Source organism: Pseudomonas sp. JZ134 (assembly GCF_051027695.1).
GTDB classification, from domain to species: Bacteria; Pseudomonadota; Gammaproteobacteria; order Pseudomonadales; family Pseudomonadaceae; genus Chryseomonas; species Chryseomonas luteola.
The window spans coordinates 957123-982600 of sequence record NZ_CP069250.1 but is presented as its reverse complement, the minus strand read 5'-3'; the positions used below and the strand labels follow the sequence as shown (position 1 = coordinate 982600).

Genomic DNA, 25478 nt, shown 5'->3' with positions numbered 1-25478 from the left:
TATCCTTGTTAGTGATCGTCATGCAGATAGCTGGCTCTGCGCGGCAGGCGCAGGCTTACCAGGAAGGCTACTACCAGCATGCAGGACACATAGATGTAGAAGAGATTCTCATGCCCCATGGCTTTGAAGTTCAGCGCAACGAATTCGGCCGAACCGCCAAACAAGGCATTGGCTACGGCATAGGAGAGCCCTACCCCTAGCGCACGCACCTGTGGCGGAAACATCTCGGCTTTTACCAGGCCACTGATCGAGGTGTAGAAACTTACAATAGCCAGCGCGAGGATGATCAAGCCAAAGGCAATGACTGGGCTGGTCGTGGTTTTCAGAGTTAGCAGGATGGGATAGGTACACAGTGCGCCGAGCGCACCGAACCACAACATGGAAGCGCGGCGGCCAATACGGTCAGACAAGGCACCGAATAGCGGCTGCATCAGCATGTACAGGAACAGCGCACCGGTCATGATGCCGCTGGCCGTCTTGGCATGCATGCCTACGGTGTTGACCAGGTACTTCTGCATGTAAGTTGTAAAGGTATAGAAAATCAGCGAGCCACCGGCGGTATATCCCAGCACAGTGAAAAACGCCGCCTTGTGATGTTTGAACAGAGCCGACAGCGAACCCGCCTCTTTGGCAGCACGGCTTTCTGCCGTCGTGGTTTCCTCAAGCGAGCGACGCAGCAACAGCGAAATCACGGCAGCAACCGCACCCACCACAAAAGGAATACGCCAGCCCCAGGCACGCAGCTCCTCTTCGGACAGGACCTGCTGAAGGATGACCACCACCAGCACCGCCAGCAACTGCCCGCCAATCAGCGTCACGTACTGGAACGAGGCATAAAATCCGCGCTTACCCTTCAGCGCCACCTCACTCATATAGGTTGCAGTAGTGCCGTATTCACCGCCGACCGACAAGCCTTGGAAAAGTCGCGCCATGAGCAGAAGAAGCGGCGCCCAGAAGCCAATGCTGTCGTAGGTGGGCAGGCAGGCAATCACCAGTGAGCCGGCGCACATCATGAGCACGGAGATCATCATTGATGTACGCCGCCCATAACGGTCGGCCACCCCACCGAAGATCCAGCCACCGATGGGTCGCATCAGAAAGCCTGCGGCAAATACACCGGCAGTGTTAAGCAGTTGAACGGTGGGGTCGTCTGAGGGGAAAAACGCGTGAGCAAAATAGATGGAGCAAAAGGAGTAAACGTAAAAGTCGAACCACTCGACGAGGTTGCCAGACGAGGCGCCAACAATGGCGAAGATTCTTTTACGACGCTCTTCCAACGTATAGGAACTGGTAGTCATTCGATCCGCTCTTGTCATTGAAATAGGAATAATCCGGCACGCAATCGATCCTGACGTGCCGGTGAATGACCCTACAGAGGGCAGCCTTTGCCCTGTCGCAGGGTGTGCCGCCTACGCGTGACGGATTCGCAGGCCTTGGTGAGACATGTCCTTTTACAATTCTCTCCTTTGCAAAGCCGCAAATCCTTCGCGCTGGCGCAGATCACCCTTATTCCTCATCAACGCCCCGTTGTACGAGGCGCCCAAGACGTCGATCTCAAATGCGCTCGACTGCCAGCGCCAGACCTTGTCCAACCCCAACACACATGGTCGCGAGCCCCAGCTGCTTGTTGGTCTTTTCCAGCCAATGCACGGTAGTCATGACCAGGCGTGCACCACTCATCCCCAGCGGATGACCCAGTGCAATGGCGCCGCCCTGCGGATTTACTTTTTCACTGTCGTCCGGTAATCCCAAGCCGCGCACTACCGCCAGGGCCTGGCTGGCAAAGGCCTCGTTCAGCTCAACCACATCGAAGTCTTCAATGGTTTTCCCCAGACGAGTCAGCAGCTTTTGCACCGCTGGCACTGGGCCGATTCCCATGACACGTGGCGCAACGCCGCCACTTGCCATGCCGAGAATGCGGGCGCGAGGCTTGAGGCCATACTTCTGCACGGCCTCGGCCGAGGCGATGATCATGGCCGCAGCGCCGTCATTCACACCCGAGGCATTACCCGCCGTGACGGTCTTGTCGGGCCCATTGACGGGCTTGAGCTTGGCCAGCATCTCCAGCGTGGTATCAGGGCGTGGATGCTCGTCCTTATCGACGATCGTCTCGCCTTTCTTGTGGACGATTCGCACCGGCACGATTTCTTCGGCAAAGAAGCCGCTCTCCTGGGAAGCCGCCGTGCGCTGTTGGCTGCGCAACGCAAAGGCATCCTGATCGGCCCGGGAAACATTGTGATCCTGCGCGACATTGTCTGCCGTTTCCGGCATGGAATCGGTACCGTACTTCTGTTTCATCAATGGGTTCACGAAGCGCCAGCCGATGGTGGTGTCTTCGATCTTCTGTCCGCGGGAAAACGCAGTGTCCGCCTTGCCCATCACGAACGGAGCGCGGGACATCGATTCCACACCGCCGGCAATAGCCAGTTCCATCTCGCCTGTGGCAATGGCGCGGTAGGCTGTCCCAACGGCGTCCATTCCCGACGCGCAAAGGCGATTCAAGGTAACGCCCGGTACGGTTTCCGGAAGGCCTGCTAATAGAAGCGCCATACGCGCCACGTTACGGTTATCCTCGCCCGCCTGGTTGGCGCAGCCCATGAATACCTCATCGACTTCCGCCCACTGCACTCCAGGGTTGCGCTCCATCAGCGCCTTGAGCGGAATAGCCGCCAGATCATCGGCACGGACGCTGGACAGCGCACCGCCAAAGCGTCCAATAGGTGTACGAACGGCATCGCAGATGAATACATCACGCATCATGAGTCTCCTGATACCGCTCCTGGGCGGGCCGATGGCCCATGGGTAAGGAGGCGGTGTGACGGTCATGGCAGCACCTGAAATCGAGGGTGCCAGCTACCTGGGTCGTACTCGCCCGGACGGAAGACCAGGCGAGTGATGTTGAACGGAACAGTAAGCCGCAAGGCTGCAAGCAGACAATCCGATAATCGAATCTACGGTCGATTATCGAACATGTTTATCTGTTCCCGTATGCGGTTGCGTGATTCGAAAAGGCCTTATGACGCATCAGAATGACTGACGATACCCTTGATCACTACAGCCGCCGTAGCCAGCGCAGCAGGCACCACCAGCGCAGTCAGCACCTGCTCGAAATTCCATCCCAGCCCCAGTAGAGTGGCCCCCATCCAGGCCCCCAGAATGGCACCGAAGCGTCCGATACCCAGCATCCAGGACACCCCTGTGGCACGACCCTGGGTCGGGTAGAAGCGTGCCGCCAGTGAAGGCATGGCGGACTGCGCACCGTTGATGCACATCCCCGCAACCAGTACCAGCGTAGCCAGCAGCGTCACGTGGCCCAGGCTCTGCCCGACACAATACGCAAAGACACCAGCCAACAGGTAAAACGTGCCAATGACCCAGTGTGGATTGATCCGGTCCATCGCCCAGCCCACGGCTACCGCGCTAAGCACGCCACCAAACTGGAACAGGGCTCCAATGAATGCAGCCTGCTCCATACTTGCCCCGCTGTCGCGCATCAGGGTAGGCAACCAGCTTGTCAGCAGGTATACGATGACAAGTCCCATGAAGTAGGTCAGCCAGAGCAGTACTGTGCCCAGCCCACACGCCTTGGAGAAAATAACGGCAAAGACATTGCGCGCCTTGACTGTGCGCTGCTCTGGTACGCTGAACTCCCTGGCCTGCTGCACGATACTTGGGCCGATGGGCAGCAAGGCCTTGCGAATCCGTGCCACGCCCCGGTTATGCACCACCAGATAACGGGCCGATTCCGGCAACCACAGCAGCAGCACCACTGCCAGAGCCATCGGTAGCAAGCCCCCGAGCAACAGCAGGCTATGCCAACCGAACGCCGGAATCAGCTTGGCAGAGATGAACCCGCCACACGCCATGCCCAAATTGAAACCACAGAACATGCTGGTTACCAGTAACGACTTGAGCCGCTCCGGGGTGTATTCGGACAGCAGTGTCGTGGCGTTCGGCATGGCGGCGCCTAGGCCAAGGCCGGTCAGAAATCGCAGAATGACCAGTTGATCCACCGTACCGCTGTAGGCCGAGATCACGCTGAAAAGTCCAAAGATGGAAACGGCGGCAACCAGCACGACCTTACGGCCGAACCGGTCCGCCAACGGTCCCGAGCCCAACGCACCAAACACCATCCCAACCAGGGCAGCGCTCATGACCGGTCCAAGGCTTGCTCGATCGATACCCCAGTCCTGGGTCAACGCCGGTGCGATAAACCCCATGGCAGCAGTGTCCAGGCCATCCAGGAAAACGATCAAAAAGCACAACACCACGATTCGCCACTGATAGCGGCTCAGCGGCTGGGCATTGATAAATGTCTGAACATCAAGTGTCGTGTTCGTCGAGGCCCCCGTCATGACAAGGCCTCCATCATCCACGAATAGAAAGAAAGCGCATCGGAGCGATGCGCATGCACCATCCCGTTCACGGGAGAACTCATGCAGAACATAGGCGGACTCTGTTGTTTTTATCAGGCGTGCCGGCTGGCAACGTGCCTCTACCCTACGGAGCAGGCACGCACTGCACAATTCGATTAACGGCTAAAGGTTCGATTAGCGAACAGTTTCAGTGAAAGAGCTTGGAGCTGAGTTCCTGGCTGGCCTTGAGTAAAAGAGGCAGGAAGCGGCGCTCCAGCTCCTGCCGGGTGATGCGGCTGGCATGGGTGCCCACGTTCATGGCAGCCATGACCTGACCTGAGGCATCCAGTACCGGTACGGCCAATGAACGAAGCCCGACCTCCAGTTCCTGGTCAACGACGCACCAGCCCTGCTGCCGGATCTGCTCGAGACAGGGCAACAGCTTTTCTGGCGTATGCAGTGTGCGACTGGTCTTGATCTGCAGGTCAGCACGCTCGAAGTAATCCTGAAGGGCAGCATCATCCAGAGCCGCCAGCAGAATACGGCCCATGGAGGTGCAGTAGGCCGGAAGCCGGCTGCCAACGCTCAGATCGACCGAAATCAGCCGCAGCGGTGTGGCGGACCGGGCGATGTACAACACCTCATCGCCCTCAAGCGTGGCGACGGAGCAGGCCTCATGCAGCTGCTCGCTCAGGCGATCCAGAATGGGTTGGGCGGTGAGCGCCATGGGCGTGGATGACAGATAGGCATGGCCCAACGTCAGCACCTTGGGTAATAGTGAATAGGTCCGTCCATCGGTGGTCACGTAGCCCAGCTTCATCAACGTATGCAGGCAACGCCGAACCGCCGCGCGGGGGATCTCGGTTCGGTGGCTGATCTGCGCGATGGTCAGATGCCGCTTGCGCTCCTGAAAGGCATGGATCACAGCCAAGCCACGCGCAAGGGACGTCATGAAGTTTGGATCGCCCGTGAAGGCCTCGATCCGCTTGGCCGGCGATGCAATGATAGGCGGTGCGCCAAAGCTGTGAGGGTCACGCGAATTCGAGTTATCCATGATCTCTGCCCGGCCGCTGTCTGATTTGGCCGATTATCGAAGCATCTGATCGATAATCGCAATACGACAAACGCAGTCTTGTTCGTTTATAGGCCACTTACAGATCGTCACTGTGCCGATTTCGTCCTCGCACCTGGGGAAAAATCTCAAGCCATAAGAGCGGTGGCGGTTCACCCTGTAGGCATCTGTCTATCGCTAAAGGGATAACGACCATGGGACATCAAGCGATCAACTGGCGCGGCGTCTTTCCGGCTGTCAGCACTCAGTTCAAGCCTGACTTTTCTCTGGACCTGGACGCCACTCACCGCGTGGTCAGCAATCTCGTGGCGGATGGTGTGTCCGGGCTTGTAGTGTGCGGCACCGTTGGAGAAAACACTTCGCTTACCACGACGGAAAAGGTATCGGTCATCGAGACCGCCAAAGCGGCGGCGGCCGGACGCGTACCCGTGATTGCCGGCGTAGCCGAGTTTACTACCGCCTTCGCACAGAAGATGGTTAACGAGGCGCGCTTTGCTGGCGTGGACGGTGTGATGGTTATGCCCGCGCTGGTCTACTCTGCCAAGCCCCACGAAACCGCCATGCACTTTCGCAGCGTTGCGACTTCGACCGATCTTCCGGTCATGGTCTACAACAATCCGCCGGTGTACAAGAACGACGTTACGCCGGACATCCTGGCCTCGCTCAAGGACTGCGAGAATATCGTCTGCTTCAAAGATTCCTCAGGTGATACTCGCCGCTTTATTGACCTGCGCAACGCTGTGGGTGATCGCTTCGTACTCTTTGCCGGCCTGGATGATGTAGTGCTCGAAAGCATTGCTGTAGGGGCCGTCGGTTGGGTATCCGGCATGTCCAATGCGTTTCCCAGGGAAGGCGAAACCCTGTTCCGCCTCGCCATGCAAAAGCGTTTCGACGAAGCCCTGTCGCTCTATCAATGGTTCATGCCCCTGCTACATCTGGACGCCCGCCCTGACCTGGTCCAGTGCATCAAGCTCTGCGAAGAGATACTAGGCCGTGGTTCAGCCGTCACCCGTCCTCCTCGCCTGAGCCTTGAAGAGGCTGCCCGTGATGAAGTGAAAGCGATTGTGGACAACGCGCTGACCCAACGTCCTGCGCTGCCTGACGTCGGGCTTTAAGCTGCGTCGCTGGCAGCCTGCCGAAACTGCCGGGGCGTGAGTCCTGTCAGTGCCTTGAACTGGCGGCTAAAGGCGCTGTGATCGGTGTAGCCGCACTGCAAGGCAATATCGGTGATCGGCATCGTCGTCCCCAGCAATTGAGAGGCTTTTTCCAGACGCACCTTATGGATCATCTGGCGGGGCGTGAGATGAAAGATCCGCTTGCAATAGCGCTCCAACTGAGCCACGGAAAGCTCTGCGATGGCGGTCAGCTCTGCCAGTGCGATCGGACGGGTGTAATGGGCACGAATGTGTTTATCGACCGCTGCAAGCCGTTGATACGCCGGGTGGTTATCCTGCGCGGCTTGCAAGTCATAGGAAATGCCAGCCATGCCCAACACCTGCCCTGAATGCCCTTTCAAGGGCAGCTTGTAGGTCAGACACCACCCTGGCTCACGACCGTTGTAAAAATGCAGCTCAAGCTTGTCCTCGATGATCGCTCCGCGAAGCACCTCGTGGTCCTGCTCGGTATAGAGCGGTCCTAGATTCGCCGGAAAGACCTCAGCGGACGTCTTGCCCAAGAGAGGCGCAACCGTCTTGAACCCACACCGTCTCGCCAACGTCAGGTTGGCCAAGAGGTAACGTGCGTCTAGATCCTTAATAAAGAAGACCACATTGGGAATCGCATTGAGAAGCGGAGCAATCAGCGCAACGCTGTTAAGCAAGGTTTCTAAGTCTTCAGGGCGCTCTGCGGCAAGCCCCTCACACCAGGCTGTCATCTGCTCAGGGGCAAAACCTGGAGCCTGCCTGTCGCGTTCGGCTATAGGAGACATCATCTGAAGCATGAGTACCTCTTATGAGTGATGGCGCGAATGCGCTCAGGATATGTCCGTCTCTGAGCATGCCATAAGCGTCTCGACCCGTGCAGGGACCAACGGAATACGGGGCTCCGGCAAGGCCCAGCCAAACAATTCGCGAGCCGCCGTGCCACAGACACGTCCCTGGCAGGCTCCCATACCGCACCGGCTCTGAAGCTTTGCCGCATCCCATCCTTGCTCTCCCACCAGAGCAGACAGGGCGACATCCTCGCAGCGGCAAATCAGCGTATCCGCACGGGCCAGTTGCCTGACCTCAGGTCGCAATCTGAAATGCGCTTGCACATGTCGGGCAAACCGCTGCCAACGCTCGCGACGTGTAAACAGAGTCTCTGCCTGTTCAACCTTGTCAATAGCAGCCAATCCGGCGATTTCGCCCTCGATCAACGCCAACTCACTACCACCAACGCCTGTACATTCACCGGCCGCATAGAGACCTGTCTGACTCGTCTGCTGATAGCGATCGACCGCTACAGCATCACCCTCAAGCTGACACCCCAGATGACTCGCCAGTCCAGTATTGGGCACCAGACCAAACCCACAGGCCAGACGCGTACAAGGTACGACCTTATCACGGCCACTCTGGCGAATACGCACAGCCTCCAGACGATTATCCCCCAAGGCCTCAACGACATAACTCGCCCAGCGGTAGTGAGTCGAGAGCAACCTGAATGCCTGGGTGAGCTTGTCAGGCCAGCGCAGCAACCCGGTACCGAACGATATAACTTGCTGACGGGCCGCCTGTTCATAGACGCCTGTAAGCACAGCGCCGGCTGCTATGGCCGTCCCGGCAGAAGCCAGCAATAACGGACCGCTTCCCGCTACCACCAGCCGCTCACCTGCCACAGGCGCGCCCCCTTTGATCAAGGCCTGCAACGCTCCGGCGCCCGTCACGCCGGGTAATGTCCAGCCCGGAAACGGTAGCAGCAATTCCCGTGCGCCACAGCACAGGATCAATTGCCCATAGTCCAACCGGCACCCTGACTGTGCATCCTCTAATAACAAGGCCCCCGGAGCCAACGCAGCCACGATGCGCGTCCCGGCCAAGTACCGGACATTAGGCTGAGATAAACCCTTTCGATAACTCTGCGCCGATACAGGTAGTACCGCCCCTGGCCCGTCGCGCCATATCTGCCCGCCTAGCCGGGGGTTATCATCGATGACCACAATGGAGCGCTGGCTGGTGGATGCAGCCCTGGCCGCTGCCAGACCTGCCGGCCCAGCGCCTACGATAGCGATATCGCAAGACAGCCTGCTCAGCCCCGTCATACCGTACGCTCTACCTGCATGCCCTCACGGCACAGCGTCTGGCAGGCCAGCTGCCGGCGACCGTTAATCATTACCCGACATTCCTGGCAAATACCCATTCCACAAAACGATGCACGTGGCTGACCTGTGCAGGACAGCCGTGCCACCGGTGATTCGCTCAATGCCAGCAAGGCGGCAACTGTCAGTCCGCCCGTAACGACTATAGGTTGCCGGTCGAGATACACCGTAATCATGCCGTTGCCTCCTGGGTGGTGGAAGCCGCATTTACAAAGCGCTCAGGCCGGAACGGAGTGGAATCGAGAGGAAGCGCTTCACCCAGTAACTGAGCAGCGATCATCCGTGCACTGGCCGGTGCGGTGGTAACGCCCAGCCCTTCATGGCCCAGCGCCAGCCATAGGCCCGGTTGACCAGGATACTGTCCGAGCAAAGGCAAACCATCCGGTGTTGCAACACGAAAACCTGTCCAGCTGCGAATGGCATTCAACTCGCCCAAGCCGGGTAAGTAATGCTGTGCACGCGTGAGCATACGACCTAGCACATCGAACTCGACGCGCTTATCCAGGGTATCGAATTGTCGGGATGAGCCGATCAGCAACTGTCCTGTAGGCCTTGGCTGCACATTGAACGCGACGGAGGTTCCATCACTGGCGTGAGCGCTGGCAGCATACCCAAGCTCCACCAGCTGATGGGTGACACAGGCGGGGTATCGGTCTGTAATCAGTAAATGGCCTTTCTTCGGCCTTAACGGCACCTCCGGGAGTAACCGGCAAGCACCCAGGCCATTGGCAAGCAGAATAGCGGGTGCCGTCATCCAGAGACCATCGCTCAGACATAACCGATTACCCTCGACCCGGATGACCTCCTCCTCCTGAACGGTGATTCGATTGCCGTGCTGGCCGAGCAGCCAGCGTGCGGTTGCCGGAGCGTAGAGGATCCCATCGTCAATTACCTTCAGCGCACCTGCCAGATCAGAGCGCAGCATCGGCTCTAATTGCCGTAGCGAAGAGGCAGTGACCCAACCCGACTGAACGCCATGCTCAGCCAGCCTGGCTTGCTTTGCCTCTGCTAACGCGCACTCATCATCGTTCGCCGCCAGCCACAGTGTCCCGCAGTTACGATAGGCGCATGCTTCAGGCAAGCGCTCACGCAACGCATTCCAGAGCCCGATGGAATAATGACTGAGCGCAAGCTCGGCAGGATTGTCATCCATGGCAACCAAGTGGCCCATCCCCGCGCCGGTAGCACCACCGCTTCGATTGTCGATGACCCGAACGCACAAGCCTCGGGCAGCCAATTCATAGGCGCACATAGCCCCTACGATACCGGCTCCCACGATAACGATATCTGCTGCAGCGGTGCGTGCCAGAAGGCTCACAGCCGAATTCCCCAGGCGAAGGGATCAGCCTCATCAATCAATAACGTGGCCTCGGCGCTGATATGGGCAGTGCCTCGAATAGTGGGAATGATCCGCTCCCCTTCCCACGCATAACTGGCTTCGAAAAGGCTGCCGATCACGCTGGCCTGCCGCCAGAGCTCACCCGGCTGCAGATGCCCATCCGCAGCAAGGCAGGCAAGCTTGGCACTGGTTCCTGTCCCGCAGGGCGAGCGGTCATAGGCTTTGCCTGGGCAGAGCACAAAATTGCGGCTATCCGCGCATTCATCGCCTCCAAACAGCTCGATGTGATCGATCACACCGTCGTTTTCGCCGCGTACGCCTTGCGCCTCAAGCGCCTGCCGTACTGCCCAGCTGTACTCGGTCAGCGCGTCGAGATTGTCGCTGTTCACCTGCAGGCCATGATCGGCAATCAGATAAAACCAATTGCCACCCCAGGCAATGTCACCCCTCACCATGCCCAGGCCGGGCACCTCCAACGGAACATCCTTGCAATAGCGGTACGCAGGTACATTCCGCACGCTGACGGAAAGGTCCTCATGCAGCGTTGCCTCTACTGTCCCTACAGGGGTCTCGATCCGGTGCCGCCCTATGTCGATCCGACCGAGATGATAAAGCGATCGCACCAGCCCAATCGTGCCGTGCCCACACATTCCCAGATAGCCGGAGTTGTTGAAAAAAATAATACCGGCGCAGGCCTCGGGGTCGACCGGCTCGCACAGAAGCGCACCCACCAACACATCGCTCCCACGGGGTTCAAGCACGCAAGTAGCCCGCCAGTCATCGTATTCATGCCGCAACATTTTCAACCGCTCCGCCATGGAGCCTTTTCCCATATCGGGAAATCCCTCGATGACCAAGCGAGTCGGCTCACCGCCCGTATGGGAGTCGATAACCTGGATACGTCTCATGGCGCCACCTCCGCAAAAGAGGCTTACAGCGTGGCGTGTCAACGCAAAATCGGCTTGGTGTTTTTCGCTCGGCGGGAGGACGAAATCAGCACAATTGCCTTGGTAACACTTACGGTAGAAATGTATTACTCGAGCAGTCAGCTAAAATTTATTGCAGCCGCTCTACTCCCAGCTGCCTCAACCGGCTCAGCGTCCGGGCAAAATCCACAGTGGCATCCCCGGCCAGCTCATCCATAGGCACTTCGCTGGATAGGATCAGAGTCACGCCCCGGTCGTAAGCGATATCCACCAGGTTTAAAAAACGCTGTCGAACGGCATCAGACTGGCGCGCCAGGCAATCAAGCCCGCTGATGCCAACGTGCGAAAAGTGCTCGACAATCCAGAGGTAATCTAAGGTCGAATGAGGCTGCTCACAGAGGTCGGCAAAGTCCAACCAGATCCGCTTCCCCTCATACGCGCGCACCGAAAGGGGATGATGATTGACGTCTAGGGTAGCGTCCGTCGTAGCGGCAGCAGACAGGTCCAGCAGTGTTTGCAAACGCTTCACACCGCCCGCTGACTCTGGCCAGAGGTAATATCCCCATAGGGTCTGCTCGTCGCTGCGCTGCCGATAATCGACCTTACCGTTGATGGCAAGCACATCGAAGCGCTTTTCGATCAATGCAATGATCGGCTTGAAGCGCTCTCGATACAACGGGTTTGGACACAGGCCCTCCGGCTTATAATTGGATGTCATCACCAGCCCGACACCCTCATCTACCAGCACCTTGAGCATACGACCCAACAGCATGGCATCGCCAATGTCATGCACATGAAATTCATCAAAGCACAGCAGACGTACTTCCCGAGCGATTTCCCGGGCTACCTGTGCCAGAGGATCGGCTTGGCCGGCATAGTCACGCATCCGCCGCTGCAACTCCTGCAGAAAGGAATGAAAATGCACGCGACGCTTTTCCGTAATGGGGACGGCCGTATAGAAGGCGTCCATGACAAAGCTCTTGCCTCGCCCTACGTCGCCCGAGATATAGACGCCCGCAGACGGCTTTTTAAACCAGGATTTACGATCGGCCAGAAAGCGATCAAGCCAGTCAGCCAGATGCACCAATGCCGCCTCTTGGGCGGCATCGGCCTGATAGTGACGGGCGGCCAGTTCGGCAGCGAAATGTTGCCGAATTAACTCGCCCGCGTTGAGCGGTTCAGATGTAGCCATCAGAAATCGAAAAAGACAGTTTCCTGTGGACCTTGCAGATGCATGTCGAAACGGTAAATCACTTTGCCGTTTTCTTCAAAGCGCTTGGCGATCAGAGTCGGCCTGCGAGGTGGCTCGACAAGGTTGAGCACTGGACAAATCGCATTGGCTTCCGCTTCGTCCTCAAAGTAGATACGGGTCTGCAGATGGATATTGATGCCACGGGCAAACAGCGCCAGATTGATATGCGGCGCCATGGGCCTGCCCTGGCTGTCCATCACCTTACCCGGCTTTATCGTTTGCACCGACCACTCACCGGCATCAAAGGTAGTAGCCGTACGGCCAAAGCTGTTGAATGCCTTTTCCGGATGATAAACCGGATCGTAGACACCGTCGTGATTGGCTTGCCAGACCTCTAGAAAGGAGTCGCGCACCAGATTGCCGTTGCCGTCAAACACTTGCCCCGTCAGCACGATGTGCTGGCCTGGCGCATCCGGCTTGGCAAGATCATTCCAGATTTCCATGTCACGCGTCGGATTACCAGCTGCGGCCAGCGCAAGACCGATGTGAACGTAAGGGCCTGCGGTTTGTGAAGGCGTCTCGGGCAGAAATGTCGTCGTCATGATCGCCTCCTCACAGGTTCTCGAAATGGGTTTGACGTGCGCCACGCGTCACGATGTCAAAACGGTAAGCCAGGCAGTCCATCGGGTTGGCCATGGTCATGTCCAGGCGTGCAATAAGTGTCTGCACGGCCTCCGGGTTTGCAATCGACTTCACGATCGGGCAGATCGGTATCAGCGGATCACCTTCGAAATACAGCTGCGTAATCAATCGAGTGGAAATCGAAGGTCCCATGACCGAAACATGGATATGGGCGGGCCGCCAATCATTCACCCCATTACGCCACGGATAAGGCCCCGGCTTGATGGTACGGAATACATAGTTGCCATCATTGTCGGTCAGGGTACGTCCTACACCGCCAAAGTTGGGATCGAGCGGCGCTAGGTAGATGTCATTCTTGTGGCGATACCGTCCACCAGCGTTAGCCTGCCAGATCTCTACATACGTCTTCGGTACGGGCTTACCAAACTGATCGACTACTCGTCCAAACAGGATAATTCGCTCGCCCTGTGGCAAGCCCCCATTATTGAAGTTCAGCAGCAGATCGTTATCGTGCTTGCCCAACTGAAGATGAGAAAAATCCGGGCCGGTACGTTCAGAAACCGTTTGCTGAATGCTAACCAAGGCCTGTCGGGGTGAACGGGGTACAGACGACTTATAACCAGGCGTATAGGCATGGGGATGCCAGTTACGGTCACGGGCGACAAAGCGAGTGTCATTGGAATTATTATTCATGGCTTTACTCCACAAAGAGCCTTACCCATCAAAGGGGTTGCCCGAAGTGTGGCGCAATGCCGCAGGCCAGCCAATTGAAATGACGGCAATCATTCATAACCAAATGGTTATGAAGCTGATCGCTCGGCAACCAGCTCGCTGGCGACTTCCCGTAGAACCTCACAGAACCATTGTGCCGCCAGCGGAAGCGTTGCCGTATTATTGCGGCACAAGCCAATCGAGCCACCCGGCTCCTGAACGCCTAGAGACAGCTCAGCCAGCACACCAGCCTTGATGTCGGTCTCCACGGCATCCAGAGGCGCAATCCAGACGGCATCACTTAACAGTACATAGCGCCGGCTCAGCGCTGGCGAAAGCGTCTCCAACCGCTGCGACATCAGGCTGATCCCACACTGCACCAGAAAGCTTTCGGCGTACTGACGAATTGTGGTGCCCGTCAACGGAAGAACCCAGGGGTAGTCCGCCAGTCGTTGCCGGTCAATTCCAGTCGCTGTTTGCAACGGATGACCGTTTCGAACCACCAACGTCATCGACTCGCTATACAGGTGCTCGAAGTTCAGGCCGCGGATTTCAGGGTTGTCCGTCATGCGCCCCACCACAATATCCAGTTCACCTACTCTCAGTTTATTGAGTAGATAGGTACTCATGCCTGTCGTAACACTGATGGTGAGCCCGCTGTAGCGTTCGTGGAGTCGCCTGATGACCTCCGGTATAACCAGACTCTCCACTGTCGAAAGTACCCCAACCCGTACTTGGCCACCCTGCATCCCGCCGCTGCGTACCGTATTGACCCCGTCTCGCAATGCCTGAACGCAGGGGCCTGCATAACGCATGAAGGCCTGACCGGCTTGCGTCAGCACTACGCCATTCTTGTCCCGCTCGAACAGGCGCGCCTCAAGAATGCCCTCAAGCTCCTTAAGGGTCTTGGAAATGGCAGGCTGAGAAACCGACACGGCATGGGCCGCCTTGGCGAAACTGCGGTGCTGAGCCAGTTCAATAAAGCACAGAAGATGTCGAAATTTGATACGGGTATCGATGTTCATATCGCGCCAGCGTCAGGAGCAGACTGCCATTGTTAACCTCAACCCGTCGGCAAGTCACTCGACCCCACTGCCATACCCGGTAAAATGACCGTCCCACGCCCTGCTGCCAGATAAGCCCCTCAGCTCATGAAGAAAGTGTTGATCGTTCTGCTACGAGGTTACCAGCTCTTCATCAGCCCCATTATTGGCCCACGCTGCCGTTTCTATCCCTCCTGCTCGCATTACGCCATTGAGGCCCTACAGACCCACGGTGCCTTGCGTGGCAGCTGGCTGACCATTCGCCGTTTGTTGCGCTGCCACCCGTTTCATCCGGGCGGTATCGACCCTGTTCCTCCCTGTCATTGCAAAACCCAGGATAAACACTCGAACCGCTGCCACTAATATGAGATCAGCCTAGTTCATCTCCTATTTAAAAGGCGAGCAATTTCACCCTTTAGAGCGATACCCAAGTGGCCCGCCCTGCGCGATAACGTAGTACGAAGCGCTATTGAGGAAATAGCCATGAACGTACTGCAGCGGATCAGTTTGAGGTTTGCGTTGCTGGTTTCATGTCTCGGCTTTTCCATCGAGACGCCCAACGCGGCGGACCTGCTCAATAACTTCGATCTTTCTACGGTCTCGGATGTAGCCGCCCGGCAGGCCCAGGGTTCCCTTGGTCAATCGACTGCCGACCGCATAGCGGCCACCGTTATCCAGCAGGGCAGCGACAGCCAGGCCTTTCTCACCCAAACCGGATTAGGCAGTCAGGCACTTATCCAACAACTCGGTGGAAATCATCAGGCAGCCATGCTGCAAAATGGTACGGAGCTGACCGCTGTCATTCTGCAAAGCGGCCAGGGCCATAACGCTTCTATCATTCAGCGAGGCTCAGCCAATCAAGCCGCTATCCATCAGTATGGCGCCTATAACGAAGCGCTGATCGACCAGAACGGCACCGGTTTACAGGGCAGTATTACCCAATTCGGAAACAACCAGAGCATCACTGTTCAACAGCGCTAGCGGCTCAATGCCGCTTGTTCATGAAGTCAAAGGAAGATGTCATGTGCAAGGTCCAATCTATTCCTGTGCTCTCTCCCGATTCCCAGCCGGCAGAGACTTGTTTGACAAAGGTTGGAAAAAACCGCATCCCGCCCTAGCTCACTTCTACAGCTCGCTTACAGGCAATGCTCTGTAGCGTTCGGCTATCTGCCTATTAGAGCTGTATGGCTTTTACCCTCCCGATAACTACAAGGAGCACGTCATGTTTATGATGAAACCTAGCGTTGCGGCTGCTTTGTCCAGGCTTGGCCTGCCTGCCTAGCCGTCATTAATAATGCAAGCCTCAACCAGGCAGGCAACAACGCTTCCCTCCCCGAGAATGGGAAAGCCCTATCGTAACCGCATCGACTACGGGCAATGGCAACACGCTTTCCCTGGAGCAGCCAATCGTGCTGTGTCGATCAACACTGCCACGGTAGAGGAGCAGAGAATAAACAATCAGGCCATGCTGACTCAGAGTGGCAATTTTAACGAGTTGGACTATCGTCAGGAAGGCAATGGCACCAGCCAGCAATCACCATGAATGGACAGGAGTTGCGCCGCTCTGTAAAGCAGCGCCTGCTGTTGGCCATACCAGAGAATTAAGTCTTTTTTATTTCGCTTTGATTAAAGTTTCAATCTTTAGATTGATAGCGAAGCGGGAACCCGTCAGCAAAACTTGTAAGTGCTAAACAGGAGTTAGCCATGACCATGTTGCAACGACTGCTTTCTCAAACGGCCCTGGTAGTAAGCTGCCTTGCAGCGCCACTGTCTTTACAGGCTGCTGACCTGCTCGATAACTTCGATATTGCCTCCTCATCGACAGATTTGGCTGGCACACCCGAGGTACGTGCATTGGCTGCCGCCTCGGTCAATGGTCTCGTCGCTCAGGTCCAGCAGAATGGCAACAGCAACCAGGCCACCTTGAGTCAGCAAGGGCTTAACTCCCTGGCAACCATTACTCAACAGGGTAATGACCAGCAGGCTTATATTCTGCAGCAAGGCTCAGACCTGGCTGCCGTCATCAAGCAGGTAGGAGAAGCCAATAGCGCACTGATCTCCCAGACCGGGTCAGCAAATGCTGCTGTTATCAGTCAGTACGGCAACGGTAACAATGCTGCCATCGAACAGAATGGTACTGGTCAGCAAGCCAGCATTATCCAATACGGAAACAATCAGAATGCTGTCATTCGCCAATACTGAGCCCAAGGAGCCATCAATGCGTAGCAAAAGCCAGATCAGTTAACGCCTCTTGATGGTAGAGGTTGCCTAGGTATACCGTTCATCGGGCCTAGCCAGCTCTAGATCCGCCTCCTCCGGCAGCCATGGATTAATCCCTCTATGGCTTAAATGCCCCATCTTTTCAATCTTTTGGTTGATACCCAGTTTCGCCTGTACGGCCAACAATCCGCACAGCGCTATACAGGGATTAGCCATGAATTCGCTGCAAAGATTGTGCTCAGGACTTGCGCTCGCCTTTTCTGGCATGAGCCTTGTTGTACCGCCGCTCCAGGCGGCTGATCTGCTTGATAATTTCGATATCGCCACGACGACTTCAGACCTTGCCGGCACGCCTGACCCGCGCGCACTGGCAGCTACAGCATCGGCTGGCGGATTGGTTGCTCAAATCCAGCAGAACGGTAACAACAACCAGGCCACCTTAAGCCAACAAGGCCTTAACTCACAGGCGCTCATCTCACAACTTGGTAACGATCAGCAGGCCTTTATCCTTCAGCAAGGGGCTGACCTCTCCGCAGTTATTACCCAGGCTGGTTATGGCAACACGGCTTCCATTACCCAGATCGGCTCGGCAAACGTCGCGCTGATCAACCAGTACGGCGCTTACAACAGCGCTTCCATTGAGCAGAACGGTACCGGTCAACAGGCCAGTATTACGCAATACGGTAATAACCAAACCGCAGTGGTACGTCAGTACTGATAACAACGGATGTTTAAACATCACGCATTAGAACGTCGACATTTTCATTTCTCGTTATTGTGATTACTACGAAGGGAATAATCATGCACAGCTTCAAGCCTCTTGCTGCCGCCATCCTGATCGCTCTCAGCTCACACGCCTTTGCTGAGATGAACTCCGCTGAAACTACTCAGGATGGAGACAACAACTCCATTACGACCGAACAAATCAACGGCACTCAAAACAGCAAGAGCATTCAGGAGCAGATCGGTAATGGTAATGCTGCAACCCTGACCCAGAGCGCTGCCCTGAATAGCACTTCCTATCAGTACCAGGACGGATCAAATAACGTTGCCAACACTGCGCAGGAAGGCAGCGACAATTACTCGAGCATCTATCAGGAGGCTCAGGAGAGCAGCCAGGTAGCCGTAACACAAACTGGCGACACCAACTCGTCTACGGTTTATCAGTTGACCGGCAACGACAACCAGGCTCAGGTTATCCAGCTGGGTAACAACAACGTAGCTGAAGTCACCCAGGGTGGCGGCGCTGCTTATGGCATGTCCAGCAGCAGCGTGGCTACCATCAACCAGAATGGCAACGACAACTCCCACATCGTAAACCAGGATGGCTATGCCCATCAGCTGAGCGCTACCGCGACCGGCAATGGCAACCAGGTTGAAGTGACGCAAAGCGGTATGAACGCTTCTGCAACACTGGCCCAGACAGGCGATAACAACGCCATTACCCTGACCCAGACGGGCGACGGCCAAACAGCTACCGTCACTCAGGACGGCACTGCCAATACCGTGGCCATGGTCCAGGATGGGTACAGTGGCCCAGACTTCGCCACCATCTCCCAGCGCGGCGATAACAACGCCATTACCAGCTTCCAGGATGGCAAGTTCAACGAGTTGTATTTTGATCAGAACGGCACAGCCAACACGCTGAACGTGTCCCAGATTGGTCGTGGCAACAACCTGACTGGCGCCACCTCAGGCACCAACAACTCGGCTGATGTGAGCCAGAAAGGTGATAGCAACTACACCAGCGTTACTCAGGATGGCAGCGACAACATCGCTACCGTTCAACAGCTGGAATCGCAGCTGGCCGCCAATGCAGTGGTCTATCAGTCCGGTGTAGCTAACCAGGCCGCTATTACGCAGCGTGGTGAGTTTGCCATTGGCAACTCTGCAACCATCTCGCAGACGGGGACTGGCAACAGCGCTGTCATTACCCAGCAGTAAGCGCTTGCATCTGAGCAGTATCCTGGACGCCCTCATTTAGAGGGCGTCTGCACAAGGAGGTCAAAGATGCGCTACTCTGATCTCCAGCCTGTTCATATGATCGTAACGTAAACTGACATGCCTGGACTCTTCGCCCTGCCTATGACTGCCATGTTACTTGCCGCCTCGACTTCACCTGTAGAGGCCAATCTGAACCTGAGTGCAATTTCACCACAGCAAGCCTTCATAGAGCTCTGTTTCAAAGGCAGCGGGCAAGCCGTACGGTTTGAGATGATTGTTCAGGCCAGTGGCAAAGCCGGCAATAACCGATCCCGCCAAGCTGGTGAGGTCAAGGCAAGCGAAGATGGAGCCTGCCCTGTACGTAACAAACTGGGCTTCGCCCCTCAGACAATGGTCATTGCTCATTTGAAATGGTGGGTCGATGGAGTTGAGCAACCTGAAGTCCATAAGCAACTAGGCGACTCTCTGGAAGAAAACAAAGACACCCGCGCCTAGACACGCAGCGAGTATTATTGCTTCAGCAACCGCAACGTTTGAGCGTCCTCCTGGCCATTGAAATACTTGATCAACGCCGCCTGATAAGGGCTCTGCTCCCCTGTAACGTGTGCGAATAACGTCATTGATGAATGAAATTTCAAATCGTCAGGATGACCAAAAATCTGCGCTACCGACGCCCCTTCCAGGCTATTCACAATCTCACAACACGTTTTCAGCCGACTCCCTAGAAGCTCATGCTCAAGGTAGGCAGTAGCTTCATCCAGCCCGGATATGGCATACCGCCTCGCCATGGCGCTATGCCCAAGTCCTTGCAACTGCGGAAATACGAACCACATCCAGTGGGTACGTTTATGACCTGAGCGGAGTTCTGCAATCACTTGTTGCCAAACAGTCTCTTGAGCGCTCACGAAGCGTTGCAAATCATGACGATCTGACATGTGGATTACCGTGAGCGCTGCGACTGTGGATCCTCTGGCTCGTTGAATTTGGTACGGCGCTGCTCTCCTCCCTTCTCATTCTGGGACTTGTTCACCTCACCTACCTTGCTGGCTTCCTCGGGCGTTTCCGCCGTGCTGCGCTTCGCATGTTCGTCGGCCATGATGCACCTCATTGATTCAATACTTATTGCTTAGGCAATATCCCTAGCCAGTAGTGCCCAACAGTTGAAGAGCAAATTCAGTCATCGAAACCCACCTGCTCATGCATTTCATCTACTTTCATTTCCAGGCGGTAGGCCAGAGCAATGAACAGTGCCTGGCAAAGGCATAGCGTTGCGCTCAGGGAACGAAAAGCGAATGCACTACCCTCGTTGACCAGCAACAATGCGCTGGCTCGCTTGGCCAGGGGTGACAACTGGCTGTCTGTAATAATGAGCGTCTTAGCTTGATTATGCTGAGCGATACGTACGCACTGCTGGCTTTCCTTGCCATAAGGCGTAAAGCTAATGGCTACGATAAGGTCGTTGGCTCGTACGCTACGCATCTGTTCTCGATAGCTACCGCCAAGGCCAGACACAAGATGAATACGCTTGTTGGTGTGTTGCAGGTTATAAACAAGGTAGTGCGCTACCGCAAATGAACGACGAACCCCCACTACATAAATGTTCTCCGCATTGACCAGCAGGTCGACCGCTTTCTCGAACGCCTGATCGTCCAGCTCTTCTCCCAATCTATCCAGTCCTGAACGTGTGGCACTTATGCATTCACGTGCCAAATCGCTTCCGGCAGCCGGTTGAGACTTGTTGGCAATCATTCGCCGGATACGCTGCTGATAGTTCTGGACAGGTGTTGCCTTATGCGTATAAGCCTCACGAAACAGGGATTGCATTTCACTGAAGCCTTTGAAGCCGAAACGCTGAGAGAACCGTACGATTGCCGAAGGGTGTACTTCGCATTGGCGGGCAATATCGCTAATACGATCAACCATGACACGATCACTTTGCTGGCTCATGTAGGCCGCTACACGCTTGAGCTGACGAGGCAGAGACTCGTACTCTGCCGTAATCATCTGCTGCAGAGTTTCCACACTAGCAGGCGCTACAAGGGAAGAGCTTGAAGAATCAGTATTAAGCATTTCGTATCCTTTAGATGAATCGTTACAGCAAGCACTCAACGAAACCAGACGCCAACGTAATCGAAAATGCTTTCATTCTTCAGGAATATCTGCAAAAGAAAGGAATTTAAAGGCGGCTCGCTTCGTTGTCATATGGCGGAATATCAGCTTAGAACACAAGATTATTTTTCTAAACATAATTTTTTAGAAAAATAATTTATTGACTTATTCTGGACTAGATTATCGCTGTACAACCAGCTGAACAGGGGCCAGCCGTACTTCAAATGCTGTAAAAAAATACAGCTGACAATAAGGCTCGCTTTGCGCAAGTCTCCAAAGCTGTTTTGAAGTCGATAAAGCCAAATGCGAAACTGAATACTTAGGTTCCACCGCACGCATCAGCGCATAAGTTATGCACCGCATATCGCGCAGCACTGCATCAGAAACAGGCGCTGCTGCTTTTACAGTGATACGCGTAAGCTGCTCGCCTGTAGTCTCTACTGACATGTCAAAGCTGGACGCGCCCCGAGCGGAATATACCCACCCTGCCTCATCCTTCATTGAGTGTGGCGCTCCCAGCATCAGGGCTTTGCAGCTAGGCAGCACCGCTAAATAGGCAGGAATTCTCCGTTCGAGCTGCGCCTTGTCCAATCCAAGAGACAAAGGCGCAGCCTCACTGACCGTCGCTAAGACAATACTGCCAAGAAGCCACACCCCTAGCCAGTTTAACAATGACATATCAGGCGATAGTGTCGACAACACCACCATCAACACGCAACGCGGCACCCGTTGTCGCTGAAGCCAGAGGAGAAGCTGTGTAGACAACCAGATTAGCGACTTCCTCTGTAGTTGCTGCACGCTGGAGAATGGAGCTAGGCCGGTTTTCCTTTACAAAATCAGCGGCCACCTCCTCTAGAGTCTGACCAGTACGCTCGCTCGCCTCCTTGAGCATCTCCGCTACGCCTTCAGAAAGCGTTGGACCTGGCAGAATGGAATTAACTGTCACGCCTGTACCAGCCATCCGTTTGGCCAATCCACGCGCCACGGACAGGTTGGCTGTTTTGGTAAAGCCGTAATGAATCATGTCGGCCGGAATATTGAGCGCTGATTCAGAAGAAATAAAGATTACGCGCCCCCATTGCCTCGAGACCATGCCAGGCAAATATTCCCGAGAGAGCCGAACGCCAGACATCACGTTCACCTCGAAAAACTCCGTCCAAATATCATCGCCCGTTTCAAAAAAGTCTCGAGGCCCGTATATACCCGTGTTGTTGACTAGAATATCAACCTCAGGCTCAGCAGCTTTCAATACAGCACATCCGTCAACGCTCCCGACATCCGCAACCACTCCACGTAACGTCGCATCCGGTACGTACTGCTGCAGGAGACTAACCGCCTTGTCTACTGATGAAGCCGATCGACCGTTTATAACTACAGTCGCTCCTGCCTGAGCCAATCCTTTCGCAATAGCGAAACCAATACCACGAGTAGAGCCGGTTACGATTGCCGTTTTTCCAGAAAGATCAATCTGCATGAAAAATCTCCAGACACGTTAAAAGAGCCAATGAGCACAATGGCTAGTCCATTATTCGAGTCTGACGAAAAATCCAGCGCAAAGGTCCCTAGCGCCGCTCAGGCTGTTGCAGCGTTCATGGCTGCTTTGAGTAACTCACGACCATCCAACGATCCTAAGGCTTCAACGACACCGGGAGTAAACACGATCTGAATCTCATTGTCGCTGGTCTTCCAGCGCTCTAGAACCAATAGGGTCGCCTTTGTACCGTTGCGATGCATCAATCTCAAAGAGGCCTTTTGCAAGAAACTCAGCTGGGCCTCTAGCTGCTCTTGATCTTCTAGGCTGTCAGATTTGATCGAGACGACATTGCTGCTCAACGGTGCGATCTCCAAGTCAGAAACAGATGTGGTTGTTTGCTCCAGCATAAAGCCGAATCGTCCAGCCCAATTGAACGCAGGATAAAACTGTCCTGATGTTCGGCAGCTATAAATGGTCGCATAAGACAAAAAACAGATTCAAACACTTCGGATGGATGTCACCACACTGCTAGCTCATGACATGAGTCTTACCAGTTTATACACTGGCTAGCAGATTAGAGGTACTAAAGGTTTCTACAGCAATGATGCTAAAAGAAGCCGATAAAGAATGATGAAGCGTTTGCTGAAGTGCTAATTGCAGAACCGTTTCCAGCCTGGCGATGTTACGTTGGCTACAAGGCCTAAGCGACCCAAGAGGCTCAACAGTGGCTATTACGGTAGGAGAAGGATCATTAGTAACATGATGCAATTACAATGGATCAGTCGGCTCGGCGGCGATCCTCTTTTTCTTCACGGGCACGTCGCCATGAGGCCATATCAACCACACGCGGGTCATTGAGCATTGGCGCTTCAGGTACCGCATAAGGGGCAAATTCAATAAGCCCTAAGCGGTAACCAAATAGCACTACCTTACCTGCCAGACGCTGCTCCCCAGTAGCGGTGAATTCAAAATCATAAACGCGAGCAAACCGCTTGAAGCCTTTCGCATCCCGCATAAAAGAAAACCGGCGGAACGCTACATTCTCATCCAACAGTTCTACATCACGCTTGCGACAATGCTCTTTAGCCAAAGCGAGCGCACGCTCACGCAAACCATGGGAATGCCATAGCCAGGCGCAGGCTGAGGCCACCAGAAGAAATCCAAAAATGTTACCTAAGGTCAGCATGAATAATCACCTAAACCAAGCCGTCCCAAGCGCTTCAATACCAAGAAAGCCATTCAGCCCCTGCTAGTTTATTGCTTAGCCCCAACGCCCATCGAGGGTGCCTCAGGCTCATGTAGCAAACGTATATTGTCACGCTCACTCTTGTACAAGCTTAGCGGAGTAATTTCCTTTGCGCGCAAAGGCGCCTGCTGTTGGTTCCACACGTAATAGAACACATTCAATGCCAACAGGAAAACGAAAAGCCATCGCATATTTATGAGTCCACAGGGCAAGCCAAGGCCAAACCGTCAAAGACCAGATCAGGCACAACACGAGAAGTGGGAATGACGTCTTTTACCAGCTCAGCGTCTCCCCCTGTAAGAAAGACAGCAAAATCAGCCCCTAGCAGCTCAAGGGCTAAATCATATTGCGTCCTCACAAATCCACGAAGCATATACACGCATCCGCCCTCAACAGCATGCATCGTATTTCTTCCAGGCAGAGGATGCCCGTTGGTGGCCTCAAGTTCTGGGTTATAGCGAATTCGACGAGTATGCGTCTGCAATTCTCGACGCATGAGCGGAATCCCCGGACAGATGAAGCCACCCGCATGCTGTCCAGCCTGATCAACAAAGTCTGAAGTAACTGCGGTTCCCAGATCAATCACGACACATGCTTTGTTACCTGCCAGCTTAAAGCCGCCTAAAAGGGCAAGCCAACGATCCATCCCCAGGCGTTCATAGTCTGAATATCCGTTCTTTACACCAAGAAACGATGCTACGGGTTTTGCCTGCTGACATGAAAGACCAAACGTACTGTCTAGCCGTTCAATTAAGCCTGTAGTTTCCAGATCGCTACGAACGCTGACAAGCCGACCATGGCTGAGGGAGAGGCTCTCATAAGATTCAAGCGCTACGAGCAGCTCATCATCAGAATGAGCGATACCGCTGGCAACAACGCCATCAATTTTAGATAGAACGCGCCATTTGATCAGGCTGTTGCCGCAGTCAAGCTCAAGAATCATTACGCAATCTCAAACTGAGCTCACCGCCATTAAAAGACTTTTCGTAGCCATCAACATTTAATCTAAGTGATCCGTCCAATCCAACACCCAGCACCTTACCTTCGATTTGATTGGCACCGGCAGAAAGAATCACCTCTCGTCCCTGCCACAAATGATTGGCTTCCCATGAATCCCTCAATGCAGCAAAGCCATGTGACTGATGCAGTTTCAAACAATCACTTAACTCATGCAACACATTAGAAGCCAACTGGTTTCTATCAACGGGCCTACCGAGCGTCTCGTATAAGGAAATCCATGGTTGATCGATATTGTCTGCATTTCTCATATTCACATTCAAGCCAATGCCGATAATTGCCGTACAGCTATCAGCAGGATCACCTGACAACTCGATAAGAATGCCAGATAGCTTGCGCCCAAACAGGAGAATGTCGTTAGGCCACTTTAAACCAGCATCAACTAAGCTGAGCTTTTTTAGTGCTGAAACAACCGCAAGCCCCACTACCAGACTCAACCCTTCAAGTTGCTTGATACCACCATGAATGGTAACAGCTGCTGTCAGGTAGAGATTTTTTGCATATGGACTAACCCATGCCCTTCCCCGACGCCCTCTGCCAGAGGTCTGGTGCTCAGCCAACAGCACGAAAGGCGCGTGGCCACGCTGCCCCATGACACGCCGCAGCGCCTCAGCATTCGTAGAGTCAATCGTATCCAGGATTTCTATTGGCCACTCATCAAAGTCTATCCGGCTATTTGCCAGCAGATTGAGAGGTTCAGCGAGACGGTACCCTTTTCCAGGTACTTTAAAAAAAGATAAACCTGTACGTTGTTCTATTCCTTGCAGCTGCTTCCAGACGGCACTACGGCTAACACCTAGAAGCGCCCCCAACTCTTCTCCGGAATGAAACTGACCATCAGCAAGGCATTCAAGTAGTAGGGAAACAGCCATATTTTTTATCCGCACAAAGCA

General features: G+C 54.9%; 30 protein-coding genes. 8 read left to right on the top strand and 22 right to left on the bottom strand.

The features are described from left to right. Nucleotides 1-8: 8 nt before the first annotated feature. From JQR86_RS04415 to JQR86_RS04400, 4 genes are all read right to left on the bottom strand, one after another. Nucleotides 9-1298, bottom strand: coding sequence for an MFS family transporter (locus tag JQR86_RS04415; protein WP_010795467.1), 1290 nt, complete (start codon nt 1296-1298; stop codon nt 9-11). A gap of 256 nt (nt 1299-1554) precedes the next feature. After that, a complete protein-coding gene (gene pcaF / locus JQR86_RS04410; protein ID WP_312271425.1) occupies nt 1555-2760 on the bottom strand; it encodes a 3-oxoadipyl-CoA thiolase in 1206 nt (401 codons plus the stop codon). 254 nt (nt 2761-3014) lie between these two features. Next, nucleotides 3015-4355, bottom strand: a complete 1341-nt coding sequence (locus tag JQR86_RS04405; protein ID WP_010795469.1) for an MFS transporter — start codon at nt 4353-4355, stop codon at nt 3015-3017. A 208-nt stretch (nt 4356-4563) separates the two neighbouring features. Further along, nucleotides 4564-5409 (bottom strand): IclR family transcriptional regulator, encoded by an 846-nt coding sequence (locus JQR86_RS04400; RefSeq protein ID WP_010795470.1) that lies wholly within the window; start codon nt 5407-5409, stop codon nt 4564-4566. A gap of 212 nt (nt 5410-5621) precedes the next feature. Here JQR86_RS04400 and JQR86_RS04395 point away from each other — a divergent pair, with 212 nt between their 5' ends. Next, nucleotides 5622-6542, top strand: coding sequence for a dihydrodipicolinate synthase family protein (locus JQR86_RS04395; protein WP_434154400.1), 921 nt, complete (start codon nt 5622-5624; stop codon nt 6540-6542). Here JQR86_RS04395 and JQR86_RS04390 read toward each other — a convergent pair. From JQR86_RS04390 to pcaQ, 9 genes are all read right to left on the bottom strand, one after another. Beyond that, a complete protein-coding gene (locus tag JQR86_RS04390; protein ID WP_208825622.1) occupies nt 6539-7300 on the bottom strand; it encodes an AraC family transcriptional regulator in 762 nt (253 codons plus the stop codon). The genes JQR86_RS04395 and JQR86_RS04390 overlap by 4 nt on opposite strands. 99 nt (nt 7301-7399) lie before the next feature. Continuing rightward, nucleotides 7400-8665 (bottom strand): FAD-dependent oxidoreductase, encoded by a 1266-nt coding sequence (locus JQR86_RS04385; RefSeq protein WP_434154399.1) that lies wholly within the window; start codon nt 8663-8665, stop codon nt 7400-7402. Beyond that, nucleotides 8662-8898 carry a 2Fe-2S iron-sulfur cluster-binding protein gene (locus JQR86_RS04380; RefSeq protein WP_286787389.1) on the bottom strand — a complete coding sequence of 79 codons (237 nt, stop codon included), beginning with the start codon at nt 8896-8898 and terminating at the stop codon, nt 8662-8664. Before JQR86_RS04380 ends, JQR86_RS04385 begins: the two co-directional genes overlap by 4 nt. Further along, a complete protein-coding gene (locus tag JQR86_RS04375) occupies nt 8895-10031 on the bottom strand; it encodes an NAD(P)/FAD-dependent oxidoreductase (RefSeq protein ID WP_434154836.1) in 1137 nt (378 codons plus the stop codon). The genes JQR86_RS04380 and JQR86_RS04375 overlap by 4 nt, the downstream gene beginning before the upstream one ends. Before the next feature lie 5 nt (nt 10032-10036). After that, a complete protein-coding gene (locus JQR86_RS04370; RefSeq protein ID WP_434154398.1) occupies nt 10037-10969 on the bottom strand; it encodes a 4-hydroxyproline epimerase in 933 nt (310 codons plus the stop codon). Between the two features lie 148 nt (nt 10970-11117). Then, nucleotides 11118-12179, bottom strand: coding sequence for a cell division protein ZapE (gene zapE, locus JQR86_RS04365; protein ID WP_434154397.1), 1062 nt, complete (start codon nt 12177-12179; stop codon nt 11118-11120). After that, complete coding sequence (gene pcaG, locus JQR86_RS04360) at nt 12179-12781, bottom strand: protocatechuate 3,4-dioxygenase subunit alpha (protein ID WP_122041837.1); 603 nt, start codon at nt 12779-12781, stop codon at nt 12179-12181. Before pcaG ends, zapE begins: the two co-directional genes overlap by 1 nt. Nucleotides 12782-12791: 10 nt before the next feature. After that, the gene (gene pcaH / locus JQR86_RS04355) at nt 12792-13514 is read right to left on the bottom strand and encodes a protocatechuate 3,4-dioxygenase subunit beta (RefSeq protein WP_434134747.1); all 723 of its coding nucleotides are present in this window, start codon (nt 13512-13514) and stop codon (nt 12792-12794) included. 107 nt (nt 13515-13621) lie between these two features. Next, nucleotides 13622-14557 (bottom strand): pca operon transcription factor PcaQ, encoded by a 936-nt coding sequence (gene pcaQ, locus JQR86_RS04350; protein ID WP_434154396.1) that lies wholly within the window; start codon nt 14555-14557, stop codon nt 13622-13624. A gap of 126 nt (nt 14558-14683) precedes the next feature. On the opposite strand from pcaQ, the gene yidD reads away from it, so the two are divergent. From yidD to JQR86_RS04315, 7 genes are all read left to right on the top strand, one after another. After that, nucleotides 14684-14938: a membrane protein insertion efficiency factor YidD gene (gene yidD / locus JQR86_RS04345; protein WP_434154395.1), complete on the top strand. Its 255-nt coding sequence runs from the start codon at nt 14684-14686 to the stop codon at nt 14936-14938. A 120-nt stretch (nt 14939-15058) separates the two neighbouring features. Beyond that, complete coding sequence (locus JQR86_RS04340) at nt 15059-15556, top strand: hypothetical protein (RefSeq protein WP_150346769.1); 498 nt, start codon at nt 15059-15061, stop codon at nt 15554-15556. A 433-nt stretch (nt 15557-15989) separates the two neighbouring features. Continuing rightward, nucleotides 15990-16118 carry a hypothetical protein gene (locus JQR86_RS04335; protein ID WP_434154394.1) on the top strand — a complete coding sequence of 43 codons (129 nt, stop codon included), beginning with the start codon at nt 15990-15992 and terminating at the stop codon, nt 16116-16118. 161 nt (nt 16119-16279) lie between these two features. Next, nucleotides 16280-16777 carry a hypothetical protein gene (locus tag JQR86_RS04330; protein WP_019364277.1) on the top strand — a complete coding sequence of 166 codons (498 nt, stop codon included), beginning with the start codon at nt 16280-16282 and terminating at the stop codon, nt 16775-16777. A 232-nt stretch (nt 16778-17009) separates the two neighbouring features. Next, nucleotides 17010-17513 carry a hypothetical protein gene (locus JQR86_RS04325; RefSeq protein ID WP_026003746.1) on the top strand — a complete coding sequence of 168 codons (504 nt, stop codon included), beginning with the start codon at nt 17010-17012 and terminating at the stop codon, nt 17511-17513. Nucleotides 17514-17596: 83 nt separating this feature from the next. After that, nucleotides 17597-18739, top strand: coding sequence for a hypothetical protein (locus JQR86_RS04320; protein WP_434154393.1), 1143 nt, complete (start codon nt 17597-17599; stop codon nt 18737-18739). Between the two features lie 141 nt (nt 18740-18880). Continuing rightward, a complete protein-coding gene (locus tag JQR86_RS04315) occupies nt 18881-19234 on the top strand; it encodes a hypothetical protein (protein WP_407362216.1) in 354 nt (117 codons plus the stop codon). Between the two features lie 14 nt (nt 19235-19248). Here JQR86_RS04315 and JQR86_RS04310 read toward each other — a convergent pair whose 3' ends face one another. The 9 genes from JQR86_RS04310 to birA form a co-directional block, all read right to left on the bottom strand. Further along, nucleotides 19249-19674: a DUF1810 domain-containing protein gene (locus tag JQR86_RS04310; protein ID WP_407362217.1), complete on the bottom strand. Its 426-nt coding sequence runs from the start codon at nt 19672-19674 to the stop codon at nt 19249-19251. A gap of 5 nt (nt 19675-19679) precedes the next feature. After that, nucleotides 19680-19835 carry a hypothetical protein gene (locus tag JQR86_RS04305; protein ID WP_019364271.1) on the bottom strand — a complete coding sequence of 52 codons (156 nt, stop codon included), beginning with the start codon at nt 19833-19835 and terminating at the stop codon, nt 19680-19682. 77 nt (nt 19836-19912) lie between these two features. After that, nucleotides 19913-20809: a MurR/RpiR family transcriptional regulator gene (locus JQR86_RS04300; RefSeq protein ID WP_010795491.1), complete on the bottom strand. Its 897-nt coding sequence runs from the start codon at nt 20807-20809 to the stop codon at nt 19913-19915. 219 nt (nt 20810-21028) lie between these two features. Beyond that, nucleotides 21029-21562, bottom strand: a complete 534-nt coding sequence (locus tag JQR86_RS04295) for a hypothetical protein (protein ID WP_404625172.1) — start codon at nt 21560-21562, stop codon at nt 21029-21031. Then, the gene (locus JQR86_RS04290) at nt 21528-22322 is read right to left on the bottom strand and encodes an SDR family NAD(P)-dependent oxidoreductase (RefSeq protein ID WP_434154391.1); all 795 of its coding nucleotides are present in this window, start codon (nt 22320-22322) and stop codon (nt 21528-21530) included. The genes JQR86_RS04295 and JQR86_RS04290 overlap by 35 nt, the downstream gene beginning before the upstream one ends. 98 nt (nt 22323-22420) lie before the next feature. Next, complete coding sequence (locus JQR86_RS04285; RefSeq protein ID WP_404625175.1) at nt 22421-22729, bottom strand: hypothetical protein; 309 nt, start codon at nt 22727-22729, stop codon at nt 22421-22423. 371 nt (nt 22730-23100) lie between these two features. Continuing rightward, a complete protein-coding gene (locus tag JQR86_RS04280) occupies nt 23101-23508 on the bottom strand; it encodes a DUF3301 domain-containing protein (protein ID WP_010795495.1) in 408 nt (135 codons plus the stop codon). A 253-nt stretch (nt 23509-23761) separates the two neighbouring features. Then, a complete protein-coding gene (locus JQR86_RS04275; protein WP_407362218.1) occupies nt 23762-24511 on the bottom strand; it encodes a type III pantothenate kinase in 750 nt (249 codons plus the stop codon). Continuing rightward, nucleotides 24501-25457, bottom strand: coding sequence for a bifunctional biotin--[acetyl-CoA-carboxylase] ligase/biotin operon repressor BirA (birA, locus tag JQR86_RS04270; protein WP_407362219.1), 957 nt, complete (start codon nt 25455-25457; stop codon nt 24501-24503). Before birA ends, JQR86_RS04275 begins: the two co-directional genes overlap by 11 nt. Between the last annotated feature and the right edge of the window lie 21 nt (nt 25458-25478).

Bases quoted from the DNA above. Each gene is read 5' to 3' on its own strand.
- JQR86_RS04300 (WP_010795491.1), bottom strand. From the start codon at position 20,809: ATGCTTAATACTGATTCTTCAAGCTCTTCCCTTGTAGCGCCTGCTAGT.
- JQR86_RS04315 (WP_407362216.1), top strand. From the start codon at position 18,881: ATGACTGCCATGTTACTTGCCGCCTCGACTTCACCTGTAGAGGCCAAT.
- JQR86_RS04310 (WP_407362217.1), bottom strand. From the start codon at position 19,674: ATGTCAGATCGTCATGATTTGCAACGCTTCGTGAGCGCTCAAGAGACT.
- JQR86_RS04400 (WP_010795470.1), bottom strand. From the start codon at position 5,409: ATGGATAACTCGAATTCGCGTGACCCTCACAGCTTTGGCGCACCGCCT.
- yidD (WP_434154395.1), top strand. From the start codon at position 14,684: ATGAAGAAAGTGTTGATCGTTCTGCTACGAGGTTACCAGCTCTTCATC.
- JQR86_RS04380 (WP_286787389.1), bottom strand. From the start codon at position 8,898: ATGATTACGGTGTATCTCGACCGGCAACCTATAGTCGTTACGGGCGGA.
- birA (WP_407362219.1), bottom strand. From the start codon at position 25,457: ATGGCTGTTTCCCTACTACTTGAATGCCTTGCTGATGGTCAGTTTCAT.
- JQR86_RS04290 (WP_434154391.1), bottom strand. From the start codon at position 22,322: ATGCAGATTGATCTTTCTGGAAAAACGGCAATCGTAACCGGCTCTACT.
- JQR86_RS04325 (WP_026003746.1), top strand. From the start codon at position 17,010: ATGAATTCGCTGCAAAGATTGTGCTCAGGACTTGCGCTCGCCTTTTCT.
- zapE (WP_434154397.1), bottom strand. From the start codon at position 12,179: ATGGCTACATCTGAACCGCTCAACGCGGGCGAGTTAATTCGGCAACAT.
- JQR86_RS04390 (WP_208825622.1), bottom strand. From the start codon at position 7,300: ATGACAGCCTGGTGTGAGGGGCTTGCCGCAGAGCGCCCTGAAGACTTA.
- JQR86_RS04280 (WP_010795495.1), bottom strand. From the start codon at position 23,508: ATGCTGACCTTAGGTAACATTTTTGGATTTCTTCTGGTGGCCTCAGCC.
- JQR86_RS04285 (WP_404625175.1), bottom strand. From the start codon at position 22,729: ATGCTGGAGCAAACAACCACATCTGTTTCTGACTTGGAGATCGCACCG.
- pcaH (WP_434134747.1), bottom strand. From the start codon at position 13,514: ATGAATAATAATTCCAATGACACTCGCTTTGTCGCCCGTGACCGTAAC.
- JQR86_RS04320 (WP_434154393.1), top strand. From the start codon at position 17,597: ATGCACAGCTTCAAGCCTCTTGCTGCCGCCATCCTGATCGCTCTCAGC.
- JQR86_RS04415 (WP_010795467.1), bottom strand. From the start codon at position 1,298: ATGACTACCAGTTCCTATACGTTGGAAGAGCGTCGTAAAAGAATCTTC.
- JQR86_RS04370 (WP_434154398.1), bottom strand. From the start codon at position 10,969: ATGAGACGTATCCAGGTTATCGACTCCCATACGGGCGGTGAGCCGACT.
- JQR86_RS04330 (WP_019364277.1), top strand. From the start codon at position 16,280: ATGACCATGTTGCAACGACTGCTTTCTCAAACGGCCCTGGTAGTAAGC.
- pcaF (WP_312271425.1), bottom strand. From the start codon at position 2,760: ATGATGCGTGATGTATTCATCTGCGATGCCGTTCGTACACCTATTGGA.
- JQR86_RS04405 (WP_010795469.1), bottom strand. From the start codon at position 4,355: ATGACGGGGGCCTCGACGAACACGACACTTGATGTTCAGACATTTATC.
- pcaG (WP_122041837.1), bottom strand. From the start codon at position 12,781: ATGACGACGACATTTCTGCCCGAGACGCCTTCACAAACCGCAGGCCCT.
- JQR86_RS04340 (WP_150346769.1), top strand. From the start codon at position 15,059: ATGAACGTACTGCAGCGGATCAGTTTGAGGTTTGCGTTGCTGGTTTCA.
- JQR86_RS04385 (WP_434154399.1), bottom strand. From the start codon at position 8,665: ATGACGGGGCTGAGCAGGCTGTCTTGCGATATCGCTATCGTAGGCGCT.
- JQR86_RS04305 (WP_019364271.1), bottom strand. From the start codon at position 19,835: ATGGCCGACGAACATGCGAAGCGCAGCACGGCGGAAACGCCCGAGGAA.
- pcaQ (WP_434154396.1), bottom strand. From the start codon at position 14,557: ATGAACATCGATACCCGTATCAAATTTCGACATCTTCTGTGCTTTATT.
- JQR86_RS04275 (WP_407362218.1), bottom strand. From the start codon at position 24,511: ATGATTCTTGAGCTTGACTGCGGCAACAGCCTGATCAAATGGCGCGTT.
- JQR86_RS04395 (WP_434154400.1), top strand. From the start codon at position 5,622: ATGGGACATCAAGCGATCAACTGGCGCGGCGTCTTTCCGGCTGTCAGC.